A 21,180-nucleotide genomic window follows, 5' to 3' on the forward strand; every position below is an offset into this window, starting at 1 on the left:
GCCGTCACGCGATGGGCGGAGGAAACCGGGCCTCCCACCCGCACCCTCATCCTGAGGTGCCGCGCAGCGGCCTCGAAGGATCGTCCAGAGATCATGCGGGATCTGGAACATCCTTCGCGGCCCGCTGGCGCGGGCACCTCAGGATGAGGACGGCGGATCGGGATTCCCGGTTTCATCGGCGCCGCTTACGCCTGCGCCAGCGCCGAAAGAATCCGCGCCCAGGAGCGTGTGCCCTTGTGGAAGCTCGTCAGCTCGTATTTCTCGTTGGGCGAGTGGATGCGGTCGTCGTCGAGGCCGAAACCGATCAGCAGCGTATCGAGACCAAGGATGCGCTTGAAGTCGCCGACGATCGGGATCGAGCCGCCAGCCCCCACCGCCACCGCCGGGCGGCCCCACTCGGCCGAGAGCGCGGCCTGAGCGGCGGCGAGTTGCGGCATGTCGTAGGGCAAGGCCACCGCCCGCGAGCCCTTGTCGCAGATCACCTCGACCGAGCAGTCGGAGGGGATGCGCGCGCGCACGAAGGCCTCGAAGGTCTTCGAGAGCTGCTCCGGGTCCTGATCGTCCACGAGGCGAAAGGAAACCTTGGCCGAAGCTTGAGAGGCGATGACGGTCTTCGCCCCCTCCCCGGTATATCCGCCGATGATGCCGTTGACGTCGCAGGCCGGGCGCGACTGGATCAGCTCGATCGGCAGGCGCCCGCGCTCACCCGCCGGCTCCTTGAGACCGATCGGGCCGAGAAACTTCTCGGGCGTCAGGCCGAGGCCGCGCCACTGCTCCAGCAACTCGGGCGGCGGCTCGCGCACGCCGTCGTAGAAGCCCGGCAGGGTCACGCGGCCGTCGGCATCGTGCAGGTCGGCGATGATCCGCGACAGGACGTGGATCGGGTTGGCCGCAGCGCCGCCGAAGAAACCGGAATGCAGGTCGCGGTCGGCGCAGGTCACCTTCACTTCGTAATAGGCGAGCCCGCGCAGCGAGGTGGTGATCTGCGGCGTCGCGCGATCCCACATGCAGGTGTCGCAGACGAGCACCACGTCGGCCTTCAGCCGCTCGCGGTTGGCCTCGACCCATTCGGGCAAGCCCTTCGATCCGTTCTCCTCGGCGCCCTCGATCAGGATGGTGACGCCGACGGGCAGGTCGCCATTCATCGCGAGATACGCCCGGCAGGCCTCGACGAAGGTCATCACCTGACCCTTGTCGTCGGACGCGCCGCGGGCGACGATGCGCTTGGTGCCGTCGGCCTCCTCGATGCGCGGCTCGAACGGCGAGGTCTGCCACAGGTTCAGCGGATCGACTGGCTGCACGTCGTAATGGCCGTAGAACAGCACGTGCGGCGCACCCGGCTTCGGGCGGCGCGCCAGCACCACGGGGTGCAGCGAGGTTTCCTCGACGCTGGTCTCGAAGCCGAGCGCGGTCAGGTTTCCTTCGAGCCACTGCGCCGCCTCGCGGCAATGGCCGGCATAGGCGGAATCCGTCGAGATCGAGGGGATGCGCAGCCATGCGAACAGCCGCTCCAGGCTGTTGTCCAGATCGCGGTCGATGTCGTTGAGAACGGGGTCGAGTGCATCGGCCATGGCGGCTCCTCGAAGTCGGCGTGCGCGCGAAGCGTTAGCCGAGCTTCTCGCGCTGCGGAACCCCGCTCCGCCGGGTAGCGCACCCCGGCGCCTCGCCGGTCCGTGATCGCGCGGTGGCGGCCCTCCGACGGCTGAGCGGAACAGGGCCACCTTGGAATGGTTATCGACACGACCCGGTGCGGGCCCCGAGCCCGCGCCCTTCCAAGACGCGCTCCCCGTCCGGCCCCTCGCGAAGCCTTCCGCCTCGCGTTCCGTCCGTGCGGAGCCCGTTCCTCATCACGGATGTAACCATGCTCATCGACAGCGGTTCGCCCGGCGCCGTCGGGACAATCGGCATCACGCTCACCATCAACGGTGAGCGGCGCGCGCTTCAGGTGGCGCCCTGGACCACGCTGCTCGACCTCCTGCGCGAGCGCCTCGACCTCACCGGCACCAAGAAGGGCTGCGACCACGGCCAGTGCGGGGCCTGCACCGTGCTGGTGAACGGCACCCGCATCAATTCCTGCCTCACGCTCGCGGTGATGAAGGACGGCGCCGAGATCACCACCGTCGAGGGCCTTGCCGGGCTCGCCCATCGCGAGGGCAAGAACAGCCTCCACCCGATTCAGGAAGCCTTCGTCGAGCACGACGCCTTCCAGTGCGGCTACTGCACGCCGGGCCAGCTCTGCTCCTCGGTCGGCCTGATGAACGAGGGCCACGCCAAGACCCGCGACGAGATCCGTGAGGCCATGAGCGGCAACATCTGCCGCTGCGGCGCCTACACCAACATCGTCGATGCGATCGAAGAGGTGATGCACCAGGGAGACGCCCGATGAACCGCTTCGATTACGTTCGCCCCAGCACGGTGGCGGAGGCGGTGCAGGCCCTGGGCAGCGACCCGGCGGCCCGCTTCATCGCCGGCGGCACCAACCTCATCGATCTGATGAAGTACGACGTCGAGCGGCCGGGCAAGCTCATCGACATCACCCGGCTGCCGCTCGGCGAGATCGAGGAGCACGACGGTGGCCTGCGCGTCGGCGCCCTCGTGACCAACGCGACGCTGGCCTACGATGCCCGCATCCGCGAGCGCTACCCGCTGCTGGCGGACGCGATCCTGGCCGGCGCCTCGGCGCAGCTGCGCAACGCGGCCTCCACCGGCGGCAACCTGCTGCAGCGCACCCGCTGCTACTACTTTTACGATACGGCCACGCCCTGCAACAAGCGCGAGCCGGGCAGCGGCTGCTCGGCCATCGGCGGCGTCGATCGCATCCACGCGATCCTCGGCACCAGCGAGCACTGCATCGCCACCCACCCGTCCGACATGTGCGTGGCGCTCGCCGCGCTAGAGGCGACGGTGCAGGTGAGCGGGCCGAAGGGCGACCGGGCGATCCCGTTCGCCGACTTCCACCGCCTGCCCGGCGACGAACCGTCGAAGGACACCAATCTCGCCCCCGGTGAGATCATCCTCTCCATCGACCTGCCGGCCAAGGGCTTTGCCGGACACCACCACACCTATCTGAAGCTGCGCGACCGGCTCTCCTACGCCTTCGCGCTGGTTTCGGTCGCGGCCGCGCTCGAACTCGATGGCGAGACCATCCGCACCGCGCGCCTCGCGCTCGGCGGCGTCGCCCACAAGCCCTGGCGCAATAGTGAGGCCGAGGCGCTGCTCCAGGGCAAGCCCGCGACCCGCGAGACCTTCAAGGCCGCGGCGGATCTCATCCTGCGCGAGGCCAAGCCGCAATCGACCAACGGCTTCAAAATCGAGCTGGCGCGCCGCGCCATCGTTCGCGGCCTGGAGCAGGCCGCCGCCGGCACGCCCCAGTCCCAGTCCGACAAGCGCATCCAGTAAGGAGCAGCCATGACCGTTCAGATCAGCCCGGCGGCTGGCCGCGACCGTTTCGTCGGCAGCGCCGTCAGCCGCGTCGATGGCCCGGCCAAGGTCACCGGCCTCGCCAAATATGCCGGCGAGTTCGCCGCGCCCGACCTCGCCTACGGCGTGGTCGTGTCGAGCGCCATCGCCAAGGGCAGCATCCGCAGCATCGACGCCGCCGCCGCGGAAGCGGTGCCCGGCGTCATCAAGGTGATCACCCACGAGAACCGCCCGGCCACCTCCGACAACCCGGAGGATTACCAGGATGCGGTGGCGCCCCCCGGCGCGCCGTTCCAGGCGCTGGCGACGAACCGCATCGTCTTCTCCGGCCAGCCGGTGGCCCTCGTCGTCGCCGAGGATTTCGAGACGGCGCGCTACGCCGCCTCCCTGGTGCGGGTCGATTACGGGGTCGTCGCTCCGCGCACCGACCTCGAAGCGCAGGCGCCCGAGGCCTACGATCCGCCGATGAAGCGGGCCGGCATCAAGCCGCCGCCGGAGCCGTGGGGCGACGCCGCAAAGGCGTTCGACGCCGCCGAAATCCGCGTCAACGGCCAGTACCGGATGGCCGACGAGCACCACAACCCAATGGAGCCGCACGCCTCCACCGTCGTCGTGGAGAAGGACGGCACCTACACGGTCTACGACAAGATCCAGGGCGTCTCGAACACCCACGACTACATCGCCAGCGCCTTCGGCCTGAAGCCGGAACAGGTGCGGGTGTTGAACCCCTATCTCGGCGGCGGCTTCGGCTCGGGCCTACGCCCGCAATACCAGCTCTTCCTGGCAATGCTGGCAGCAAAGGATCTCGGCCGCTCGGTGCGGGTGACGCTGACCCGTGACCAGATGTGGTCCTTCACCTACCGTTCGGAGGCGCTCCAGACCGTCTCGCTCGGCGCCGACCGCTCGGGCAAGCTCACCGCGCTCAAGCACGACGCGGTGCAGGGCACCTCGTCTTACGAGGATTACCAGGAGGTCGTCGTCAATTGGTCGGGGGTGCTCTACGAGTGTGACAACGTCGCGCTCACCTACAGCTTGGCCAAGCTCGACACCCCGACGCCGGGCGACATGCGCGCGCCGGGTGCCGTGACCGGCGTCTACGCCATCGAGACGGCGATGGACGAGCTGGCCTACGCCACCGGTCAGGACCCGATCGCGCTCCGCTTGAAGAACTACACCGAGAGCGACCCGACCGAGGACAAGCCGTTCGGCTCCAAGGCCCTGAAGGAGTGCTTCCATCAGGGCGCCGAGCGCTTCGGCTGGAGCCGGCGCAACCCGCAGCCGCGCTCCATGCGCGAAGGCCGGGAACTCGTCGGCTGGGGCATGGCCACCGGCATTTGGGAATCGATGATGATGCAGTCGAGCGCGCATGCCGTGCTCACCGCGGACGGCCGGCTCGAGGTCGGCAACCAGACGGGCGACCTCGGCACCGGCACCTACACGATCCTGACCCAGATCGCCGCCGATACGCTTGGCCTGCCGCTTGATCACGTCACGACCAAGCTCGGCGACACCAAGCTCGCCAAGGCGCCCGTGGCCGGCGGCTCGTGGACGGCGGCCTCCTCCGGCACCGCCGTGATGAAGGCTTGCCACGATATCGCCGAGCAGGCGTTCAAGCTGGCCCGCGGCATGGAGAACTCACCGCTCGCCAATGCCGATTTCGAGCGCGTGGTGTTCTCGAACGGTCGGATCGAGGTGGCGGGCGATCCGTCCAAGAGCGTGGCGCTCGCCGACGTTCTAAAGGCGACCGGCACGCCGAAGCTGGAAGCGACCGGCGAGGCCGCTCCGGACAAGGATTTCGCGCAAGAATACGAGGCCTACACCCATTCGGCGATCTTCGCGGAGGTGAAGATCGACGAGGAACTCGGCCAAGTGCGCTGCACCCGCGTGGTCTCGGCCATCGCGGCGGGCAAGATCATCAACCTTAAGACCGCCCGCAGCCAGATCCTCGGCGGCGTCGTCATGGGCATCGGCTCGGCCCTGCACGAGGAATCAATGCTCGACCACCGCATCGGCCGGTTCATGAACCACAATCTCGGCGAGTACCACGTACCGGTCCATGCCGACATTCACGACATCGACGTGATCTTCGTCGACGAGGAGGACAAGGCAAACCCCCTCGGCGTGAAGGGCCTCGGCGAGATCGGCATCGTCGGCGTGGCCGCCGCGATCTCGAACGCGGTCTACCACGCCACCGGCAAGCGCATCCGCCACCTGCCGATCACGCCCGACAAGATCTTGGGCGAGGACTGAACCACCCCGTCACCTTGAAGACAGAAGCCCCGCCGGCCCCGTGCCGGTGGGGCTTTCTTTTGAGAGCCGGCTCCGGCAACCCGCGCAACGGGTTCGGATGAAGCGCGCCTCCTTCCGCTCGATGCGCTAAATCTGCACGCGCCTTGCTAGTCCGCGCCGTCGCCGCGTCTGATCCCGAGCCTTCAGCCTTGAACACCCTTCTCGTCTTTCTCGGTGCCGGCCTCGGCGGCGTGATGCGCCACGGCGTCAACTTCTGGGCCGTGCGGCTCGGGTCGAGCTTCCCGTGGGGCACGCTCGGCATCAACGTCGCCGGCTCGGTGCTGATGGGGATCGTCACCGGCTGGTTCGCCCTGCGCGGCGGGCCGCCTCAGGCGCGGCTGTTCGTGGCCACCGGAATCCTGGGCGGCTTCACCACCTTCTCGACCTTTTCCCTCGAAGCCGTCACCCTGATGGAGCGCGGCGATAGCCTGGCGGCGCTCGCCTATGTGCTCGTCTCGGTGCTGGCGGGCATCGGCGGGCTCGCCCTGGCGCTGATCGTGATGCGCCACGTCCTGTGAGGGAGGAAGCGGTGAGCGAATGGCTCCTGTCGTGGCGCTTCTGGGCGCTGCTCTCCGCCGGCTTTGCGGCCGCCACGGCGATCCTCGCCAAGGTCGGCATCGACGGTGTGGCGCCGGATGTGGCGACCTTCATCCGAACGCTCGTCGTGGTGGCGCTTGCCGGGGCGATCCTCCTCGCCGCCGGTCAGGCGCAGGAGCTTGGCCGCGTCTCCGGCAGAAACCTCGTCTTTCTGACCCTGTCGGGGCTCGCCACCGGGGCATCCTGGCTCTGCTACTTCCGGGCGCTCGCGCTGGGTGACGCCGGCCGCGTCGCGCCGCTGGACAAGCTGAGCGTCGTGTTGGTGGCCGTGTTCGGCGTCCTCTTCCTCGGCGAGCGCCTCGCGCCCCATCACTGGCTCGGCGTCGGGTTGATCGCGGCGGGCGCGGGGCTGCTGGCATGGCGGGCCTGATGCGCGCCGTGCTGACGGGCCTCGCCCTTGCCGCCTCCCAGCCGGCCTCAGCGGAGGCCGATCCCTTCGTCGATGCCGCCCGGCACGTGCCGGGGTTCGCCCTCGACATGCGCTATGCCGGTGCCGACAATTTCGTCGGCCGGCCCATTGCCGGCTACGAGGCGCCGCGCTGCCTGCTCACTCCGCAGGCCGCCCACGCGCTGGCCCGGGTGCAGGCGTCGCTGGCACCGGACGGTCTCGGCCTGAAGGTGTTCGACTGCTACCGCCCGCGTCAGGCGGTGGCCGACTTCGCCGCCTGGGCGCGCGACCCGGCCGACACGCGCATGAAGGCCGCCTATTACCCGCGGACCGACAAGGCGGATCTGTTCCGCCTCGGCTACATCGCCGAGCGCTCGTCGCATTCCCGCGGCTCGACCGTGGACCTGACGCTGGTGCGCCTCGGGGACGGCGCCGAACTCGACATGGGCACGCCGTTCGACCTGTTCGACCCGGCCTCGGCAACGGATTTTTCCGGGGTCAGCCCGATCCAGGCGGGCAACCGCCACCGCCTGCGCGACGCGATGATTCGCGCCGGTTTCGTACCCTACGCCCAGGAATGGTGGCACTTCACCCTCAAGGGCGAGCCCTACCCCGACACGGCCTTCGACCGGCCCGTTCGCTGATCGGCGCCGTCCGACCGCGCCAAACCGCGATGCCGCAGGGATTTTCCAGAGCGGATTGAATTGTTCTAAATCGATAGTGCAAAGCCTCACAACAGAACTCAATTAAAGCATTTCCAATGTTTTGAAGATCACTTGCGCAATATCGACAGATGGAGCCATGATGAATGCATGGCACACCTTCTGACATCTCCCAACGCTTCTCACGTCGGCGCGTGGCCCGCGCGGGCCGATACGCTCACCTCGGTCCGCGAAGGCCCCGGCGGCATAGCCGGATTGCTCGCGGCCCTCGACGCCTTGCTCGAATCCGTGCGCCTCGCATGGTGGGACGGCTCCTCCCTCGGCTTGAGCCGGGGCGGGCTCGAATTCCTGGTTGGGCTGGAACCGGGCGACGCGACACCGCCGCGGCTGGTGCCGGTCGAAGCCCGCATGCGGGCAAGGGCCCAGGGACAGGGGCTGGGACAGGCGCGGGTGCAGGCATGAGCACCGGTCTCGTCACGGCCCCGCCCGACGCGGCGGAGCGGAACGCCCAGGGCACGTTGGAGCAGGCGCTCACGACCGCCTTCTGGCAGGCGCTTCAGCGCGAGCCGATGCATGTCATGGCCGCACTCGAAGCCGCGGCGCGCACCGTCGGTACGCTCTACCGGCAGGTGGCCGCCGCCCACGGCCCCGATGGGCATTGCCCCTGCGGCTGGGTGCCCGACCCGGAAACCGACCTCATCGTCCTGGAAGCGATGCTTGCTGCGGCCCTCTCCCGCCCGGCCCAGCGGGATCTCGTCGACATGGTGCCGGCCGGGCGGGCCTGAGCGGTCCGGCGAACATCGCTGCGAGAATCAGCCGCTAGATTTCGCAAGCGGCTGGCCATACCGCGAATCGGCGAGGCAGCCCCCCTCCATGGGGCCGCACGCCGCCGGCTTCGCCTCAGGATCAGACCGTCGCGCCCGCCTCCAGCAAGGCCTCGTCTTCGTCGTCGGCCTCGCCGTCGATCTCGGCATCGGCCTCTTCGTGGCCGGTCACGCCCGCGGCTTCCGCGAGGTTGCGGGCGACGCGGCGCAGGAGCTTGCGCAGGCGGCGGCGCTCCTTGTTGTCGAAGTCTTCGAGCAGTTCGGCCTCGACCTCGTCCCAGATCCGCTCGATCGCGGCGGCCTTGGCAAAGCCCGTCTCGGTGAGGCGCACGCGCACGATGCGCCCGTCGCCGGCTTCGGCCCGGCGCTCGACGAAGCCGAGGGCGGCCAGCCGCGAGATCGTCTTCGAGGCGGTCGGCGGGCGCACCCGCAGGGTCGCGGCGAGATCGCCCATGGTCATGCTGCCGGCCGCCGCCAGCGCCTGCACCACCTGCTCCTGGCCGGCGAACAGGTCGAGCTCGGCGAGCCGGTCGCCGATCCGGGCGCGGTGGAGCCGCGCCGCCTGGACCAGCGCCCAGCCGACGCTCTTGGCCGCCGGGGGGCGCAGCCGCTTGACGGTCTTGCCACCCTTGTCCTTAGCCGCGCTTTTGCCGCCCGACGGAGCGGGGGCCTCGCCGTGTGTCGCCACGGCGAGCGCTTCATTTGCCGCCGACATGATCCGGTTTCCCTTCACGGACGTGCGGGCTCCTGAACGATGCCCGGAAAGAGTGCCCTCTGGGCGGCCCGCAGGGCAAGCATCTGCCGACCGGCGATGAAACTTCGATGACAGAAGTGATTCCCTTTGCCCCCACGGGCCGACAACACACCGCTTTTGCAAGAAACCGCTTCACGGCACGGCCGATTTCGTGGATTCCCCCGCCGCATGAGCTTCCATCGAAACCGAGACGGCGGGCTGTGTTCATGAAGCGCCGCGAGGCGCTCGGCCTCTACCCCCTGCGCGACCTGCGCCGCGGCGCCGAAGGCGCCTGGAGCGCGACCGGCCCCGATCCGGTCTTCGCGTTCGGCCCGGCGGACGCGGTGACGGCTCTCTCGGGCCAGCGCGTCCGCCTCCGCTGCCGTCCGGATTCGGTGCGACCGGTGCTCGCGGTCGACGTGCCGGGCGAGGTCGAGCCGCGGCGCTACCGGCTCACCTTGCGGGATGGCGGCACCGACGACCTGATCCGCCTGCCGCCCAGCGCGAGCGCGCTGCGCCTGGAAGCCGCCGAAGCGGGCCCGCGCTTTCGCCTCGATGCGGTGCGGATCGAACCGGCGGGCCGGATCGAGGCGGCGCTCCTGTCCGCCCAAAAGATCATCGAACGGTTGCCGCCGCAGGAGCGCCGGCCGCTGCGCCTCCTGCGCCGCGCCGTCGGCCTGCTGCGCAGCGTGCCGCCCGGCGAGATCTGGCGCCGCCTCACCCGCGCCGCCCAGACCCACCGTCCGCCCGCCAGCTACGCCGCCTGGATTCAGGCGGTGGAAGCCAAGGCCCTGCCCTCCACCGAGATCATGCGGGCGCAGCTCGCACCCCTGCCGGAGCGCCCGCTGATCTCCCTCCTCATCGCGGCCGGCGACGCCGATCCGGTCCAGCTCGGGGAGACGGTCGCGAGCCTGCAAGCGCAGCTCTACCCGGATTGGGAGCTGTGCCTCGCCGCCACGTCCTCGGCCGCGCTCGACGCGCTGGCGGCGCAGGACAGCCGCATCCGTCTGCTGCCGCCCGCCGACGGCAAGGCGGCCTCCCTCGATGCCGCGCTGGCACAGGCGCGCGGCGCCTCTCTCGCAACGATGGAGCCCGGCGACCGGCTCGCGCCGCACGCCCTCCTCGCCCTCGTCCGGCGGCTCGCCCGCGAACCCGACCTCGACCTGCTCTACACGGACGAGGACCGGATCGGGCCGGAGGGCGAGCGCCGCGATCCCTCCTTCAAGCCGGATTGGTCGCCCGAGACGCTCGAGAGCAGCTTCTATATCGGCGGGCTCGCCCTCTATCGCACCGCCCTGGTGCGGGCGGTCGGCGGCTTTCCGGCGGACAGCGAGGGCGCGCACGACTACGACCTCGCGCTCCGCGTGACTGAGCGGAGCGAGCGCATCGGCCACGTCGCGCAGATGCTCTGCCATCGCCGCGCCGCCACGCCCGATCCGGAGGCCGCCGCTCGCGCACTAACTGGGCGCGCCCGGCGCACCGGTGGGCTCGATGCGGTCCGCGCGCTCACGCCCGAGCATTTTGCCCTGCGGCGCACGCGCGCGACGCGCCCGCTCGTCTCCCTGGTGATCCCGACCGCCGGGCGCGACAGCCTCATCGGCGGGCGCAGCATCGATCTGCTCGCCGCTTGCCTCGCCAGCATCCGCGAGACGGGCAGCTACGCAAACATCGAGATCGTGGCGGTGGATAACGGCGACCTGCGCCCGCCGACGCGGGCGGCGATCGAGCGGTTCGGGGCGCGCAGCGTGACCTGGGACAAGCCGGTCTTCAACGTCGCCGCCAAGATGAATCTCGGCGCGAAGGCGGCGAGCGGCGAGGTTCTGGTCTTCCTCAACGACGACATCAGCATCCTCACGCCGGACTGGATCGCGGCGATGCTGGCCTTGTTACAGATCCCCGGCGTCGGCGCGGTCGGTCCCAAGCTCCTGTTCGAGGATGGCAGCCTGCAACATGCGGGCGTGGTCTTCGGTGAGGGCCTGCCGAACCATGTCCGCCGTGGCTTTCCCGGTGATGACGCCGGGTATCACGGTTCGAGCCTGGCCAACCGCAATTATCTCGCCGTGACCGGCGCCTGCATGATGGTGCGGCGGTCCGATTTCGAGGCCATCCAGGGCTTCGACGAAGGTTACGCCATCAACTACAACGACATCGACCTCTGCCTGCGCCTCGGCGAGCGCGGCCTGCGCACGGTCTATTGCGCCGAGGCGAGCCTGCACCATTACGAGAGCCGCAACCGCATCCCCACCGTCGATCCCGCCGAGCAGGCGCGCTTCCGCAAGCGGTGGGGGGCGCGGCTCGCCCGCGACCCGTACTACCCGGACCCGTTCGGCATCCGCCCGCCCGCCTTCACCCTCGATGCCGAGCGGTTTCCGGCCGCGGCGGAGCGCATGGTAGAGGCGTGGCGATGACGACGACGACACACAGACCCGGAGACGACCTGTGAAGGCGGTGATCCTCGCGGGCGGGCTCGGCACGCGGCTCTCGGAGGAGACCGTGGTGCGCCCCAAGCCCATGCTGGAGATCGGCGGACGGCCGATCCTCTGGCACATCATGCAGATCTTCGCCGCCCACGGCGTCAGCGAGTTCGTGATCTGCCTTGGCTACAAGGGCTACGTCATCAAGGAGTTTTTCCTCAATTACCGCCTGCACTTGAGCGACGTGACGCTCGATCTCGGCCGGGGCGACGTGCAGTTCCACCGCTCGGCGGCCGAGGACTGGAAGGTCTCGCTGATCGAGACCGGTGACGCCACCATGACTGGCGGACGCCTCAAGCGGGTGCGCGAGTATCTCGGCGAGGACGATTTCTTCATGACCTACGGCGACGGCGTCGCCGATATCGACCTCACGGCGCTGGCCGCCTTCCACAGGGCGCATGGGCGCCTCGCGACCCTGACGGCCGTGGTGCCGCCGGGCCGCTTCGGCGCCCTCGACCTCGCGGGCGACGCCGTCCGCAGCTTTCGTGAGAAGCCGGCGGGCGATGGGGCGACGATCAATGGTGGCTTCTTCGTGCTCTCGCCGAAAGTCCTCGACCGGATCGAGGGCGACGCCACCGTGTGGGAGAGCGGCCCCCTGGAGAGCCTCGCCCGCGACGGTCAGCTCCACGCCTATCATCATCGCGGCTTCTGGCAGGCGATGGACACCCTGCGCGACAAGAAGCACCTCGAAGAGCTCTGGGCCCGCGGCGACGCGCCCTGGAAGGTGTGGTGATGGGCGCGCTGAACCCCGATCCTGCCTTCTGGGCCGGCAGGCGCGTGCTGCTCACCGGGCATACCGGCTTCAAGGGCGCGTGGCTGAGCCTGTGGCTCGCCCGCCTCGGTGCCCATGTCACCGGCTTTGCCCTCGCGCCGGAGACACGGCCGAACCTGTTCGAGGCGATTGGCTTTCCGGCCGAGGACTCGCGCATCGCCGACATCCGCGACTTGCCGGCGCTCGCCGCGGTCGTGGCGACGTCCGAGCCCGAGATCGTGATCCACATGGCGGCCCAAGCCCTGGTGCGGCCCTCCTATACCGATCCGGTCGGCACCTTCGCGGTCAACACCATGGGCAGCGTCCACCTGCTGGAAGCGGTGCGGGCGGCGCCGAGCGTGCGCGCCGTCGTCGTCGTGACGAGCGACAAGGCCTACGAGAACCGCGAATGGCCCTATGCCTATCGCGAGACCGAGGCGATGGGCGGGCGCGACCCCTACAGCGCCTCGAAGGGCTGCGCCGAACTCGTGACAAGCGCCTACCGCGCCTCGTTCTTCGGCGCGGGCGGCCACCCGGCGCGGATCGCCAGCGCGCGGGCGGGCAACGTCATCGGCGGCGGCGACTGGTCCCTCGACCGGCTGATCCCCGACATCGTGCGCGCGTTCGAGGCCGGGGACTCGGTCGAGATCCGCGCACCGCACGCGATCCGCCCCTGGCAGCACGTGCTGGAGCCGCTGGCCGGCTACCTGCGCCTTGCCGAATGCCTTGCGGGCGCCGACGGCGCCGCCTTCGCCGAGGGCTGGAATCTCGGGCCGGCGGACGAGGATTGCCGGCCGGTCTCGTTCCTCGTGGATCGGCTGGCGCAGGGCTGGGGCGGGGGGGCCGGCTGGCACCTCTCGCAGAAGACGCATCCGCACGAGGCGACCTATCTCAAGGTCGATGCCTCCAAAGCCCGCGCTCGCCTCGGCTGGGACCGGCGTTTGAACCTCGATACGGCCCTCGACTGGACCGCCGCCTGGTATCGCGCCGCCGCCTCCGGCGCCGATCCGCGCGCTCTGGCCGAGGCCGAGATCGCGCGCTACGAGGCGCTGGGTCAGCCTGGAGCACACGCGTGACCGCCCCGACCTGCCGCGCCTGCGGCGCCCCCCTCACCCGGACCTTCTGCGATCTCGGCCTGTCGCCGCTCGCCAATTCCTACGTCGCGCCGGAGCGGCGCCACCGGGGCGAGACCTTCCACCCGCTCCACGCCTATGTCTGCGACGCCTGCTGGTTGGTGCAGCTCGAAGCCTTCGAGAGCCCCGAGGCGATCTTTTCCGATTACGCCTACTTCTCTGGCTTCTCCGCCGGCTGGCTGCGCCACGCCGAAAGTTACGTCGCCGCGATGATCGCGCGCTTCGGCCTGGGGCCGGAGAGCAAGGTCGTCGAGGTCGCGAGCAACGACGGCTACTTGCTTCAATACTTCGTCGCCCGCGGCGTGCCGGTGCTCGGCGTCGAGCCGGCGGCCAATGTAGCCCGGGTCGCGGTGGAGCGCGGCGTGCCGACCGAAGTCGCCTTCTTCGGCCGCGACACCGCCCGGCGCCTCGCCGCAGAGGGCCACAAGGCCGATCTGACGGCGGCCAACAACGTGCTCGCCCATGTGCCCGACATCCGCGATTTCGCGGCGGGCTTCGCCGAGATCCTGAAGCCGGAGGGTGTCGCGACCTTCGAGTTCCCGCATCTGCTGCGGATGATCGAGCATCGGCAGTTCGACACGATCTACCATGAGCACTTCTCCTATCTCTCGCTCGGCGTCGTCATCGGCATCCTGCGTCAGCAGGGCTTGCGGGTGTTCGATGTCGAGGAATGGCCGACCCATGGCGGCTCCCTGCGCGTCTTCGCCTGCCACGCGGCCGCCACGCACGCGCCGACGGCGGAGCTGGAGCGCGTGGTGCTCAGCGAATGGGGGGCGAACCTGTTCGACCCCTCCGGCTATGCCGGCTTCGGGCGGGCGGTGGCCGACATCAAATGCGCGGCGCTCCGCTTCCTGATCGAGGAGCGGGCGGCGGGGCGGACCGTCTGCGCCTACGGCGCGGCGGCCAAGGGCAACACCTTCCTGAACTATTGCGGCATCGGCCCCGAGCTGATCCAGGCGGTCGCCGACCGCTCGCCGCACAAGCAGGGCACGTGGCTGCCCGGCAGCCGCATCCCCGTCGTCTCGCCCGACGAACTCTTGGGCGTGCGGCCCGACACGGTTCTGATCCTGCCCTGGAACCTCAAGGACGAGATCGCCGGCGAGATGGAAGCGATCCGCGAATGGGGCGGGCGCTTCGCCGTGGCGATCCCCGAACTGACGGTGTTCTGATGGCGCGGGCCGTCCATCCCATCCGCACCCTGAGGTGCCGCGCGGCGGCCTCGACGGATCGTCCAGGGATCGCGCGGCTGGCTGGAGAATCCTGCGAGGGCGCCGCTTCGCGCGCCCACCTCAGGATGAGGGCGAGAATGGGATCGGCCTTGCCTTCGCAGCCGGGCACGCGCGCCGCATGATCTTCGAGGAACTGGAGCTGCCCGGCCTGTTCCGCGTCGCGCCCGAGCCGCACGCGGACGAGCGCGGCTTCTTCGCCCGCACCCAGTGCGAGAGCGAGTTCGCGGAGCGCGGGTTGATCGGGCGCTTCACGCAGTCGAGCGTGTCGTTCAACCATCGCCGCGGCACCGTGCGCGGGATGCATTTCTCGAAGCCGCCACACGCCGAGACGAAGCTCGTGCGCTGTACCGGCGGCGCGATTCACGACGCGGTGATCGACCTGCGGCCCGATTCACCCACCTATCGCCGCACCGCGTCGGTCACGCTCTCGGCCACGAACCGCCACGCACTCTACATCCCTGAGGGCCTCGCTCACGGCTTCCAGACGCTGAGCGACGATGCCGAGATCCTCTACATGATCGACCGGCCCTTCGTGGCCTCCGCTGCCGACGGCGTGCGCTGGGACGATCCGGCCTTCGGGCTCGCTTGGCCCAAGCCGGTGACGGTCATCGCGCCGCGCGACCTCGCCTTCCCCGATTGGGCGGGGCGGTGAAGCGGGTCCTCGTCACCGGCGGGGCCGGCTTCGTCGGGCGCCACGCGGTCGCCGCTTTGGCCGCCCGCGGCTTCGCGGTTCACGCCCTCGGCCGGACCGCGCCGGAGGGCGTCCACGCCTTCCACGCCGCCGACCTGCTCGATCCCGCTCAGAGACGCGCGGCCGTGCAGGCGGCCTCGGCGAGCCACCTTCTCCACCTCGCCTGGATCACCACACCCGGCCGCTACTGGCAGGCGCCGGACAATCTCGATTGGACCGCCGCGAGCCTCGACCTCGTGCGGACGTTCCGCGAGGCTGGCGGCACCCGCGCCGTGGTGGCCGGAACCTGTGCCGAGTACGATTGGACGGGGATCAACCTTCTGCCGCGCGCAGAACTGGAACTCCCCTCTCCCCGCCCGCGGGGAGAGGATGCAGTAGCGATCCAAGGGGGTCGTTTGCCAGAATCAGCCCCCTGCCACCCCGCGACGCTCTACGGCGCCGCCAAAGACGGCCTGCGCCGCATCCTGCACGCCTATGCGGCGAATGCCGGCCTCTCCCTCGCTTGGGGACGGCTGTTCTACCTCTACGGCCCCGGCGAGACGCCGGGCCGGCTCGTCGGCGATGCGGCGCGGGCGCTGCTCGCGTGCCAGCGCCTCGCCACCAGCGAGGGCCGCCAGCGGCGCGATTTCCTCCATGTCGCCGATGCCGGTGCGGCCTTCGCGGCCCTGCTCGACGCGCAGGTGGAGGGCGCGGTCAATATCGGCTCGGGCGACGCAGTACCGGTGCGCACAATCCTGGAAACGATCGGTGCGCTGACCGGGCGCCCCGACCTGATCGATTTCGGCGCCCGCCCCCTCGGCCCGACGGAGCCGGCCTGCATCGAGGCCGACATCCGGCGCCTGACCGACGAGGTTGGTTTTATCCCACGCTACAGCCTGGAACAGGGCGTGGCGCAAACCGTGGCGGCGTGGCGCGCCGCGCTCAGCAATGCGGCATCAGCCCCTTGAGGCGGGCCAGGATATCCTCGCCCGCGCAGGGACGGGCGATGAACTGCGCGCCCTCCGGCATGCGCTCGGGATCGGGCGAGGCGCGGCCGGACACGATCAGGATCGGAAGGTTCGGCCGCGCCTGAGCGACGGAATTGGCCAGATCGAACCCATCGACCCGGCCCGAGAGCTGCACGTCGGTCACGAGGCCGCAGATGTCGGGCCGCGCCTGAAGGATGGAAAGCGCGCGCTCGGCGGAGGCGCATTGCACGGTGTCGTAGCCGCCCTCTTCCAGCACGTCGCCGAGGTCCATGATGGTCAGGGCCTCGTCCTCGACGATGAGGATGACGGGACGGTCGGCTTCCGGATTCGTCGTCTCGGTCTGGCTCGCCACCTTACGCTCTCCCCGATTTGCTCCAGCGGCCCAAGGTGTTCGCAGACTTATTGTTCGCAGACTTAGCCTGCGTACAGATTTAACCTGCGCACAGACTTGCCCGCTCACAGACTTAAGCGTGCTCACAGGCTTGGCCGTTTCCCGTGTCGGGAACCGCTGCGCTGCGATCATCCAACGAGTAACCCCGCTGCGGGTTGCAGGGTCCCATGGTTCTCTGCGGACAAGCCTGCAAGCTCCGCGCCGCAGGGCCGATCACGGCGTGCCGGCGTCAGGCCACGGCCTCGGTCACCGCCGTCACGACCGCGATCAGACGGTCGAGATCGCTGGCCTCGATGGTGAGGGCCGGGGTGAGGTAGACGATGTCGCCGAAGGGGCGCACCCAGACGCCGCGCTCGATGAAGCGCCGCTTGAGGTCGGCAAGGTCGGGCGTGGCCGCGAACTGCACCGCGCCGATGGCGCCGAGCACCCGAACGTCCCGCACACCGGGCAACCGGCTCAAGGGAACGAGCCCCTCCTCCAGCCGCGCGGCGATGGCTCGGGCCTGCGCGAGACGCGGCTCGGTCTCGAACAAGTCGAGGCTGGCATTCGCCGCCGCGCAGGCGAGCGGGTTCGCCATGAAGGTCGGGCCGTGCATCAGCGCGGCGGACGCCTCGTCCGACCAGAAGGCGGAAAAGATCTCGGTGGTGGCGACCGTGGCGGCGAGCGCCATCGTGCCGCCGGTGAGCGCCTTCGACAGGCAGAGGATGTCGGGCACGATGCCGGCCTGCTCGCAGGCGAACATCGTCCCCGTGCGGCCGAACCCGGTAAAAATCTCGTCGGCGATGAGCGGCAGGCCGTGGCGGCGGGCGAGGCGCGCGACCGTGGCCAGCACCTCCGGCGGATGGGTCAGCATCCCGCCCGCCCCCTGCACCAGCGGCTCGACGATGACCGCCGCGAGTTCGTGGCGATGGCGAGCGAGCGCCGCATCGAGGGCGGCCTCCGCCTCGGCCGTGCGCGGTAGATCGCAGAAGACCTGTGTCGGCAGGTAGGCGCCGAAGCGGCGGTGCATCCCTTCCTCGGGGTCGCAGGCCGACATCGCGCCCATCGTGTCGCCGTGATAGCCGCCGCGGAAGGCGAGCACGCGGGTGCGGCCGGTCTCGCCGCGGTTGAGCCAGAGCTGCACCGCCATCTTCAGCGCGACTTCGACGGCGACCGAGCCGGAATCGGTGAAGAAGACGTGGTTGAGATCCCCCGGCAACAGCGCGGCGAGGCGCGCCCCCAGCCGCTCGGCCGGGGCATGGGTGAGACCGCCGAACATCACATGCGGCATCCGCAGGAGCTGGTCGGCCATCGCCGCGGCGATGTGCGGATGGTTGTAGCCGTGCACCGCCGTCCACCACGAGGCGATGCCGTCGATGAGCTCGCGCCCGCCTTTCAGCGTGATGCGCGAGCCCCGCGTCGCGATCGCCTCCAGCGGCGGCGCGGCGGTCTTCATCTGGGTGTAGGGGCGCCAGAGGTGGTGGTGATCGAGCGCGGTCATGCGCGGGGGATTGGAGGGTGGCGCGGACGGAGTCAAACGCGCCGACGATCCCTCTCCCCCCTGCGGGAGAGGGTGGCCCCCGCAAGGGGGTCGGGTGAGGGGAGCCCGGCTTCCACGAAATCGACGCGGCAGAGAATGGCACCGTCGCGCTGCCCCTCTCCCGCCTGCTCCGCAGGCACCCTCCCCCGCAGAGGGGGGAGGGTATCGCATGCAGCAGTCCTATTCCGCCGCCTCGCCATAGGCCTCGGTCGGCGGGCAGGAGCAGACGAGGTTTCGGTCGCCGTAGGCGTTGTCGACGCGGTTCACCGGCGGCCAGTACTTGTCCATGCGGAACGACCCCGACGGGAAGCAGGCCGCCTCGCGGGAATAGGGCCGCTCCCAGGCGCCGATCAGATCCTGCACCGTGTGGGGCGCGTTCTTGAGCGGGTTGTTCGCCTTATCCATCCGCCCCTCCTCGATCGCCCGGATTTCCTCGCGGATCGCCAGCATGGCGTCGCAGAAGCGGTCGATCTCGGCCTTGGTCTCGGATTCGGTCGGCTCGATCATCAGCGTGCCCGCCACCGGCCAGCTCATGGTCGGCGGGTGGAAGCCGCAATCGATCAGGCGCTTGGCGATGTCCTCGACGGTGACGCCCGCACTCTTCTGGAAGGGGCGGACATCGACGATGCACTCGTGTGCGACCCGCCCATTCTGGCCGGCATAGAGGATGGAATAGGCCCCATCGAGCCGCCGGGCGATGTAGTTGGCGTTGAGGATCGCCACCCGCGTCGCCTGGGTCAGGCCGCGCCCGCCCATCATCAGGCAGTAGCTCCACGAGATCGGCAGGATCGAAGCCGAGCCGAAGGCGGCGGCCGAGACCGCGCCCTCCTCGCCCGTCCGCGGATCGGAGGGCAGGAACGGGATCAGGTGCGTCTTCACGCCGATCGGCCCCATGCCCGGCCCGCCGCCGCCATGCGGGATGCAGAAGGTCTTGTGCAGGTTGAGGTGGCTGACATCGGCGCCGATATCGCCCGGCCGCGCCAGCCCCACCATCGCATTGAGGTTGGCCCCGTCGAGATAGACCTGTCCGCCGTGCTGGTGGACGATGTCGCAGAGTTCGCGCACCCGCGCCTCGAACACGCCGTGCGTGGACGGGTAGGTGATCATGCAGGCGGCCAGCTTCTCAGAATGCAGCTCGGCCTTCTTCGCAAAATCCTCGACGTCGATATTGCCGTGGGCATCCGCCCCGACCACCACGACGCTCATGCCGCACATCTGGGCCGAGGCCGGGTTGGTGCCGTGGGCCGAGGACGGGATCAGGCAGACCGTGCGGTGCCCCTCCCCGCGCGACAGGTGATAGCGGCGGATGGCGAGGAGCCCCGCATACTCCCCCTGCGCGCCGGAATTCGGCTGCATCGAGATCGCGTCGTAGCCGGTGATCGCGCAGAGCTTCTGGGCGAGGTCGTCGATCAGCTCGCGATAGCCCAGCGCCTGATCCTCCGGCACGAACGGGTGCAGCTCCGAGAATTCCGGCCAGGAGATCGGCAGCATCTCGGCGGTGGCGTTGAGCTTCATCGTGCAGGAGCCGAGCGGGATCATCGCCCGGTCGAGCGCGAGGTCGCGATCCGCGAGGCGACGCATGTAGCGCGTCATCTCGCTCTCGGCCCGGTTCATGTGGAAGATCGGGTGAGTCAGGTATTCCGAGGTCCGCTCCAGCGCGGCCGGCAGGCGGGGCTCGGGGTAGCCCTCATCGTAAGCCAGATCGGTGCCCCCGAAGGCGCGCCAGACCGCCTGGACGATATCGGGCCGGGTGCGCTGATCGACGCTGATGCCGATGCGGTCCGTGCCGATACGGCGCAGGTTCACCCCGTTCTCGACCGCGCTCTTCAGGATCACGCCCTGGAATGCGCCGACCCGCACGGTGATCGTGTCGAAGAAGTGTTGGGGCTCGACGGTGAAGCCGAGCGCTTCCAGCCCCTCGGCGAGGCGGACGGCGTCGCGGTGGACGCGCCTGGCGATGGCCTTGAGACCCGCCGGCCCGTGATAGACTGCAAACATCGAGGCGATGACCGCGAGCAGCACTTGGCTGGTGCAGATGTTCGAGGTCGCCTTCTCGCGGCGGATATGCTGCTCGCGAGTCTGGAGGGCGAGGCGATACGAGCGGTTGCCGCGGGCATCGACCGAGACGCCCACGATGCGGCCGGGCAGCGCCCGCTTATGCGCGTCGCGGGTTGCGAGATAGGCGGCGTGCGGGCCGCCATAGCCCATCGGCACGCCGTAGCGTTGCATCGAGCCGACCGCGATGTCGGCCCCCATCTCGCCCGGCGCCTTCAGCAGCGTCAGCGCCAGCGGGTCGGCGGCGACCGCGGCGAGCGCGCCGGCCTCATGCAGCCCGGCGATGAGATCGGTAAAGTCGTGAACCGCGCCGTTCACGCCGGGATACTGGAACAGCGCCCCGAAGACCGTGGACGGGTCCAGATCGACAAAGGGATCGCCGACGACGATGTTCCAGCCGAGCGGCGCCGCGCGGGTCTTCAGCACGGCGATGGTCTGGGGCAGGCAGTCCTTGTCGACGAAGAAGGCGTTCCTATCCGACTTCGCCACGCGCTTGGCCATGCCCATGGCTTCGGCCGCCGCGGTCGCCTCGTCGAGGAGCGAGGCGTTGGCCATGTCGAGGGCGGTCAGATCGCAGACGAGGGTCTGGAAGTTGAGCAACGCCTCGAGCCGGCCCTGGCTGATCTCCGGCTGGTAGGGCGAGTAGGCGGTGTACCAGGCCGGGTTCTCGAAGATGTTGCGCTGGATCGCCGGCGGCATCGTCGTGCCGTGGTAGCCCTGGCCGATCAGCGAGACGAGCAGGCGGTTCTTGTTGGCGGTAGCCCGCAGCTTTTCGAGCGAGCGGCGCTCGGTGAGCGAGGCGCCGAAATCGATGTACTCGGCCTGCCGGATGTCGGGGGGCAGCGTCTCGTCGATCAGCGCGTGCAGCGACTTGGCGCCGACCGTCTCCAGCATCTGGTCGATCTCGGAGAGCTTCGGGCCGATATGGCGGCGAGCGGCGAAATCGAAGGGATCGTGGCGATCGTATTTCATGGGAGTGCCTTTTCGAGCGACCGATTGCCGTGGCGTCCCTCCCCCCTCTGCGGGGGGAGGGTGGCCCCCGAAGGGGGTCGGGAG

19 protein-coding genes are annotated in these 21,180 nt (G+C 69.7%); 14 read left to right on the plus strand and 5 right to left on the minus strand.

Annotated elements, in window-relative coordinates; genetic code table 11:
* Positions 1 to 185: 185 nt before the first annotated feature.
* On the minus strand, positions 186 to 1,571 hold the full coding sequence (locus ASF53_RS16085; RefSeq protein ID WP_056200404.1) for a dipeptidase: 1,386 nt from the start codon (positions 1,569 to 1,571) through the stop codon (positions 186 to 188).
* A 290-nt stretch (positions 1,572 to 1,861) separates the two neighbouring features.
* Here ASF53_RS16085 and ASF53_RS16090 point away from each other — a divergent pair, with 290 nt between their 5' ends.
* The 8 genes from ASF53_RS16090 to ASF53_RS16125 all read left to right on the plus strand — a co-directional run bounded on the left by ASF53_RS16090 (position 1,862) and on the right by ASF53_RS16125 (position 8,141).
* A complete protein-coding gene (locus tag ASF53_RS16090; RefSeq protein WP_003599579.1) occupies positions 1,862 to 2,386 on the plus strand; it encodes a (2Fe-2S)-binding protein in 525 nt (174 codons plus the stop codon).
* Positions 2,383 to 3,399, plus strand: coding sequence for an FAD binding domain-containing protein (locus ASF53_RS16095; protein WP_056200407.1), 1,017 nt, complete (start codon positions 2,383 to 2,385; stop codon positions 3,397 to 3,399). The genes ASF53_RS16090 and ASF53_RS16095 overlap by 4 nt, the downstream gene beginning before the upstream one ends.
* 9 nt (positions 3,400 to 3,408) lie before the next feature.
* A complete protein-coding gene (locus ASF53_RS16100) occupies positions 3,409 to 5,670 on the plus strand; it encodes a xanthine dehydrogenase family protein molybdopterin-binding subunit (RefSeq protein WP_056200410.1) in 2,262 nt (753 codons plus the stop codon).
* Positions 5,671 to 5,858: 188 nt separating this feature from the next.
* Positions 5,859 to 6,227 (plus strand): fluoride efflux transporter CrcB, encoded by a 369-nt coding sequence (crcB, locus tag ASF53_RS16105; RefSeq protein ID WP_056200413.1) that lies wholly within the window; start codon positions 5,859 to 5,861, stop codon positions 6,225 to 6,227.
* Positions 6,228 to 6,238: 11 nt separating this feature from the next.
* A complete protein-coding gene (locus ASF53_RS16110; protein ID WP_056200416.1) occupies positions 6,239 to 6,676 on the plus strand; it encodes an EamA family transporter in 438 nt (145 codons plus the stop codon).
* The gene (locus ASF53_RS16115; RefSeq protein WP_056200981.1) at positions 6,676 to 7,338 is read left to right on the plus strand and encodes a M15 family metallopeptidase; all 663 of its coding nucleotides are present in this window, start codon (positions 6,676 to 6,678) and stop codon (positions 7,336 to 7,338) included. Before ASF53_RS16110 ends, ASF53_RS16115 begins: the two co-directional genes overlap by 1 nt.
* Positions 7,339 to 7,506: 168 nt before the next feature.
* The gene (locus ASF53_RS16120; protein ID WP_056200418.1) at positions 7,507 to 7,818 is read left to right on the plus strand and encodes a hypothetical protein; all 312 of its coding nucleotides are present in this window, start codon (positions 7,507 to 7,509) and stop codon (positions 7,816 to 7,818) included.
* A complete protein-coding gene (locus ASF53_RS16125; RefSeq protein ID WP_056200420.1) occupies positions 7,815 to 8,141 on the plus strand; it encodes a hypothetical protein in 327 nt (108 codons plus the stop codon). Before ASF53_RS16120 ends, ASF53_RS16125 begins: the two co-directional genes overlap by 4 nt.
* A gap of 121 nt (positions 8,142 to 8,262) precedes the next feature.
* Here ASF53_RS16125 and ASF53_RS16130 read toward each other — a convergent pair whose 3' ends face one another.
* Entirely contained in the window at positions 8,263 to 8,895 is a 633-nt protein-coding gene (locus ASF53_RS16130; RefSeq protein ID WP_056200423.1) for a MarR family winged helix-turn-helix transcriptional regulator, read from the minus strand.
* 245 nt (positions 8,896 to 9,140) lie between these two features.
* Between ASF53_RS16130 and ASF53_RS16135 the strand changes: the two genes are divergently transcribed.
* The 6 genes from ASF53_RS16135 (at position 9,141) to ASF53_RS16160 (ending at position 16,138) form a co-directional block, all read left to right on the plus strand.
* On the plus strand, positions 9,141 to 11,321 hold the full coding sequence (locus ASF53_RS16135; RefSeq protein WP_056200984.1) for a glycosyltransferase: 2,181 nt from the start codon (positions 9,141 to 9,143) through the stop codon (positions 11,319 to 11,321).
* 31 nt (positions 11,322 to 11,352) lie between these two features.
* Positions 11,353 to 12,120 (plus strand): glucose-1-phosphate cytidylyltransferase, encoded by a 768-nt coding sequence (gene rfbF / locus ASF53_RS16140; protein ID WP_056200426.1) that lies wholly within the window; start codon positions 11,353 to 11,355, stop codon positions 12,118 to 12,120.
* A complete protein-coding gene (gene rfbG / locus ASF53_RS16145; RefSeq protein ID WP_056200429.1) occupies positions 12,120 to 13,214 on the plus strand; it encodes a CDP-glucose 4,6-dehydratase in 1,095 nt (364 codons plus the stop codon). Before rfbF ends, rfbG begins: the two co-directional genes overlap by 1 nt.
* Positions 13,211 to 14,440, plus strand: a complete 1,230-nt coding sequence (locus tag ASF53_RS16150; protein WP_056200432.1) for a class I SAM-dependent methyltransferase — start codon at positions 13,211 to 13,213, stop codon at positions 14,438 to 14,440. The genes rfbG and ASF53_RS16150 overlap by 4 nt, the downstream gene beginning before the upstream one ends.
* Positions 14,441 to 14,618: 178 nt before the next feature.
* The gene (locus ASF53_RS16155; RefSeq protein ID WP_056200435.1) at positions 14,619 to 15,152 is read left to right on the plus strand and encodes a dTDP-4-dehydrorhamnose 3,5-epimerase family protein; all 534 of its coding nucleotides are present in this window, start codon (positions 14,619 to 14,621) and stop codon (positions 15,150 to 15,152) included.
* Positions 15,149 to 16,138 (plus strand): NAD-dependent epimerase/dehydratase family protein, encoded by a 990-nt coding sequence (locus ASF53_RS16160; protein WP_056200989.1) that lies wholly within the window; start codon positions 15,149 to 15,151, stop codon positions 16,136 to 16,138. The genes ASF53_RS16155 and ASF53_RS16160 overlap by 4 nt, the downstream gene beginning before the upstream one ends.
* Here ASF53_RS16160 and ASF53_RS16165 read toward each other — a convergent pair.
* The 3 genes from ASF53_RS16165 to gcvP all read right to left on the minus strand — a co-directional run bounded on the left by ASF53_RS16165 (position 16,113) and on the right by gcvP (position 21,096).
* Positions 16,113 to 16,511, minus strand: a complete 399-nt coding sequence (locus ASF53_RS16165; protein ID WP_056200438.1) for a response regulator — start codon at positions 16,509 to 16,511, stop codon at positions 16,113 to 16,115. The two genes, ASF53_RS16160 and ASF53_RS16165, sit on opposite strands and share 26 nt — an antisense overlap.
* Before the next feature lie 268 nt (positions 16,512 to 16,779).
* Positions 16,780 to 18,030, minus strand: a complete 1,251-nt coding sequence (locus tag ASF53_RS16170) for an adenosylmethionine--8-amino-7-oxononanoate transaminase (protein ID WP_056200441.1) — start codon at positions 18,028 to 18,030, stop codon at positions 16,780 to 16,782.
* 219 nt (positions 18,031 to 18,249) lie between these two features.
* On the minus strand, positions 18,250 to 21,096 hold the full coding sequence (gene gcvP / locus ASF53_RS16175; protein ID WP_056200444.1) for an aminomethyl-transferring glycine dehydrogenase: 2,847 nt from the start codon (positions 21,094 to 21,096) through the stop codon (positions 18,250 to 18,252).
* Between the last annotated feature and the right edge of the window lie 84 nt (positions 21,097 to 21,180).

Source organism: Methylobacterium sp. Leaf123 (assembly GCF_001423405.1).
Classification (GTDB): domain Bacteria; phylum Pseudomonadota; class Alphaproteobacteria; order Rhizobiales; family Beijerinckiaceae; genus Methylobacterium.

Bases quoted from the DNA above. Each gene is read 5' to 3' on its own strand.
- gcvP (WP_056200444.1), bottom strand. From the start codon at position 21,096: ATGAAATACGATCGCCACGATCCCTTCGATTTCGCCGCTCGCCGCCAT.
- rfbG (WP_056200429.1), top strand. From the start codon at position 12,120: ATGGGCGCGCTGAACCCCGATCCTGCCTTCTGGGCCGGCAGGCGCGTG.
- ASF53_RS16120 (WP_056200418.1), top strand. From the start codon at position 7,507: ATGGCACACCTTCTGACATCTCCCAACGCTTCTCACGTCGGCGCGTGG.
- ASF53_RS16155 (WP_056200435.1), top strand. From the start codon at position 14,619: ATGATCTTCGAGGAACTGGAGCTGCCCGGCCTGTTCCGCGTCGCGCCC.
- ASF53_RS16130 (WP_056200423.1), bottom strand. From the start codon at position 8,895: ATGTCGGCGGCAAATGAAGCGCTCGCCGTGGCGACACACGGCGAGGCC.
- ASF53_RS16095 (WP_056200407.1), top strand. From the start codon at position 2,383: ATGAACCGCTTCGATTACGTTCGCCCCAGCACGGTGGCGGAGGCGGTG.
- ASF53_RS16125 (WP_056200420.1), top strand. From the start codon at position 7,815: ATGAGCACCGGTCTCGTCACGGCCCCGCCCGACGCGGCGGAGCGGAAC.
- ASF53_RS16090 (WP_003599579.1), top strand. From the start codon at position 1,862: ATGCTCATCGACAGCGGTTCGCCCGGCGCCGTCGGGACAATCGGCATC.
- ASF53_RS16100 (WP_056200410.1), top strand. From the start codon at position 3,409: ATGACCGTTCAGATCAGCCCGGCGGCTGGCCGCGACCGTTTCGTCGGC.
- ASF53_RS16170 (WP_056200441.1), bottom strand. From the start codon at position 18,030: ATGACCGCGCTCGATCACCACCACCTCTGGCGCCCCTACACCCAGATG.
- ASF53_RS16085 (WP_056200404.1), bottom strand. From the start codon at position 1,571: ATGGCCGATGCACTCGACCCCGTTCTCAACGACATCGACCGCGATCTG.
- ASF53_RS16115 (WP_056200981.1), top strand. From the start codon at position 6,676: ATGCGCGCCGTGCTGACGGGCCTCGCCCTTGCCGCCTCCCAGCCGGCC.
- ASF53_RS16135 (WP_056200984.1), top strand. From the start codon at position 9,141: ATGAAGCGCCGCGAGGCGCTCGGCCTCTACCCCCTGCGCGACCTGCGC.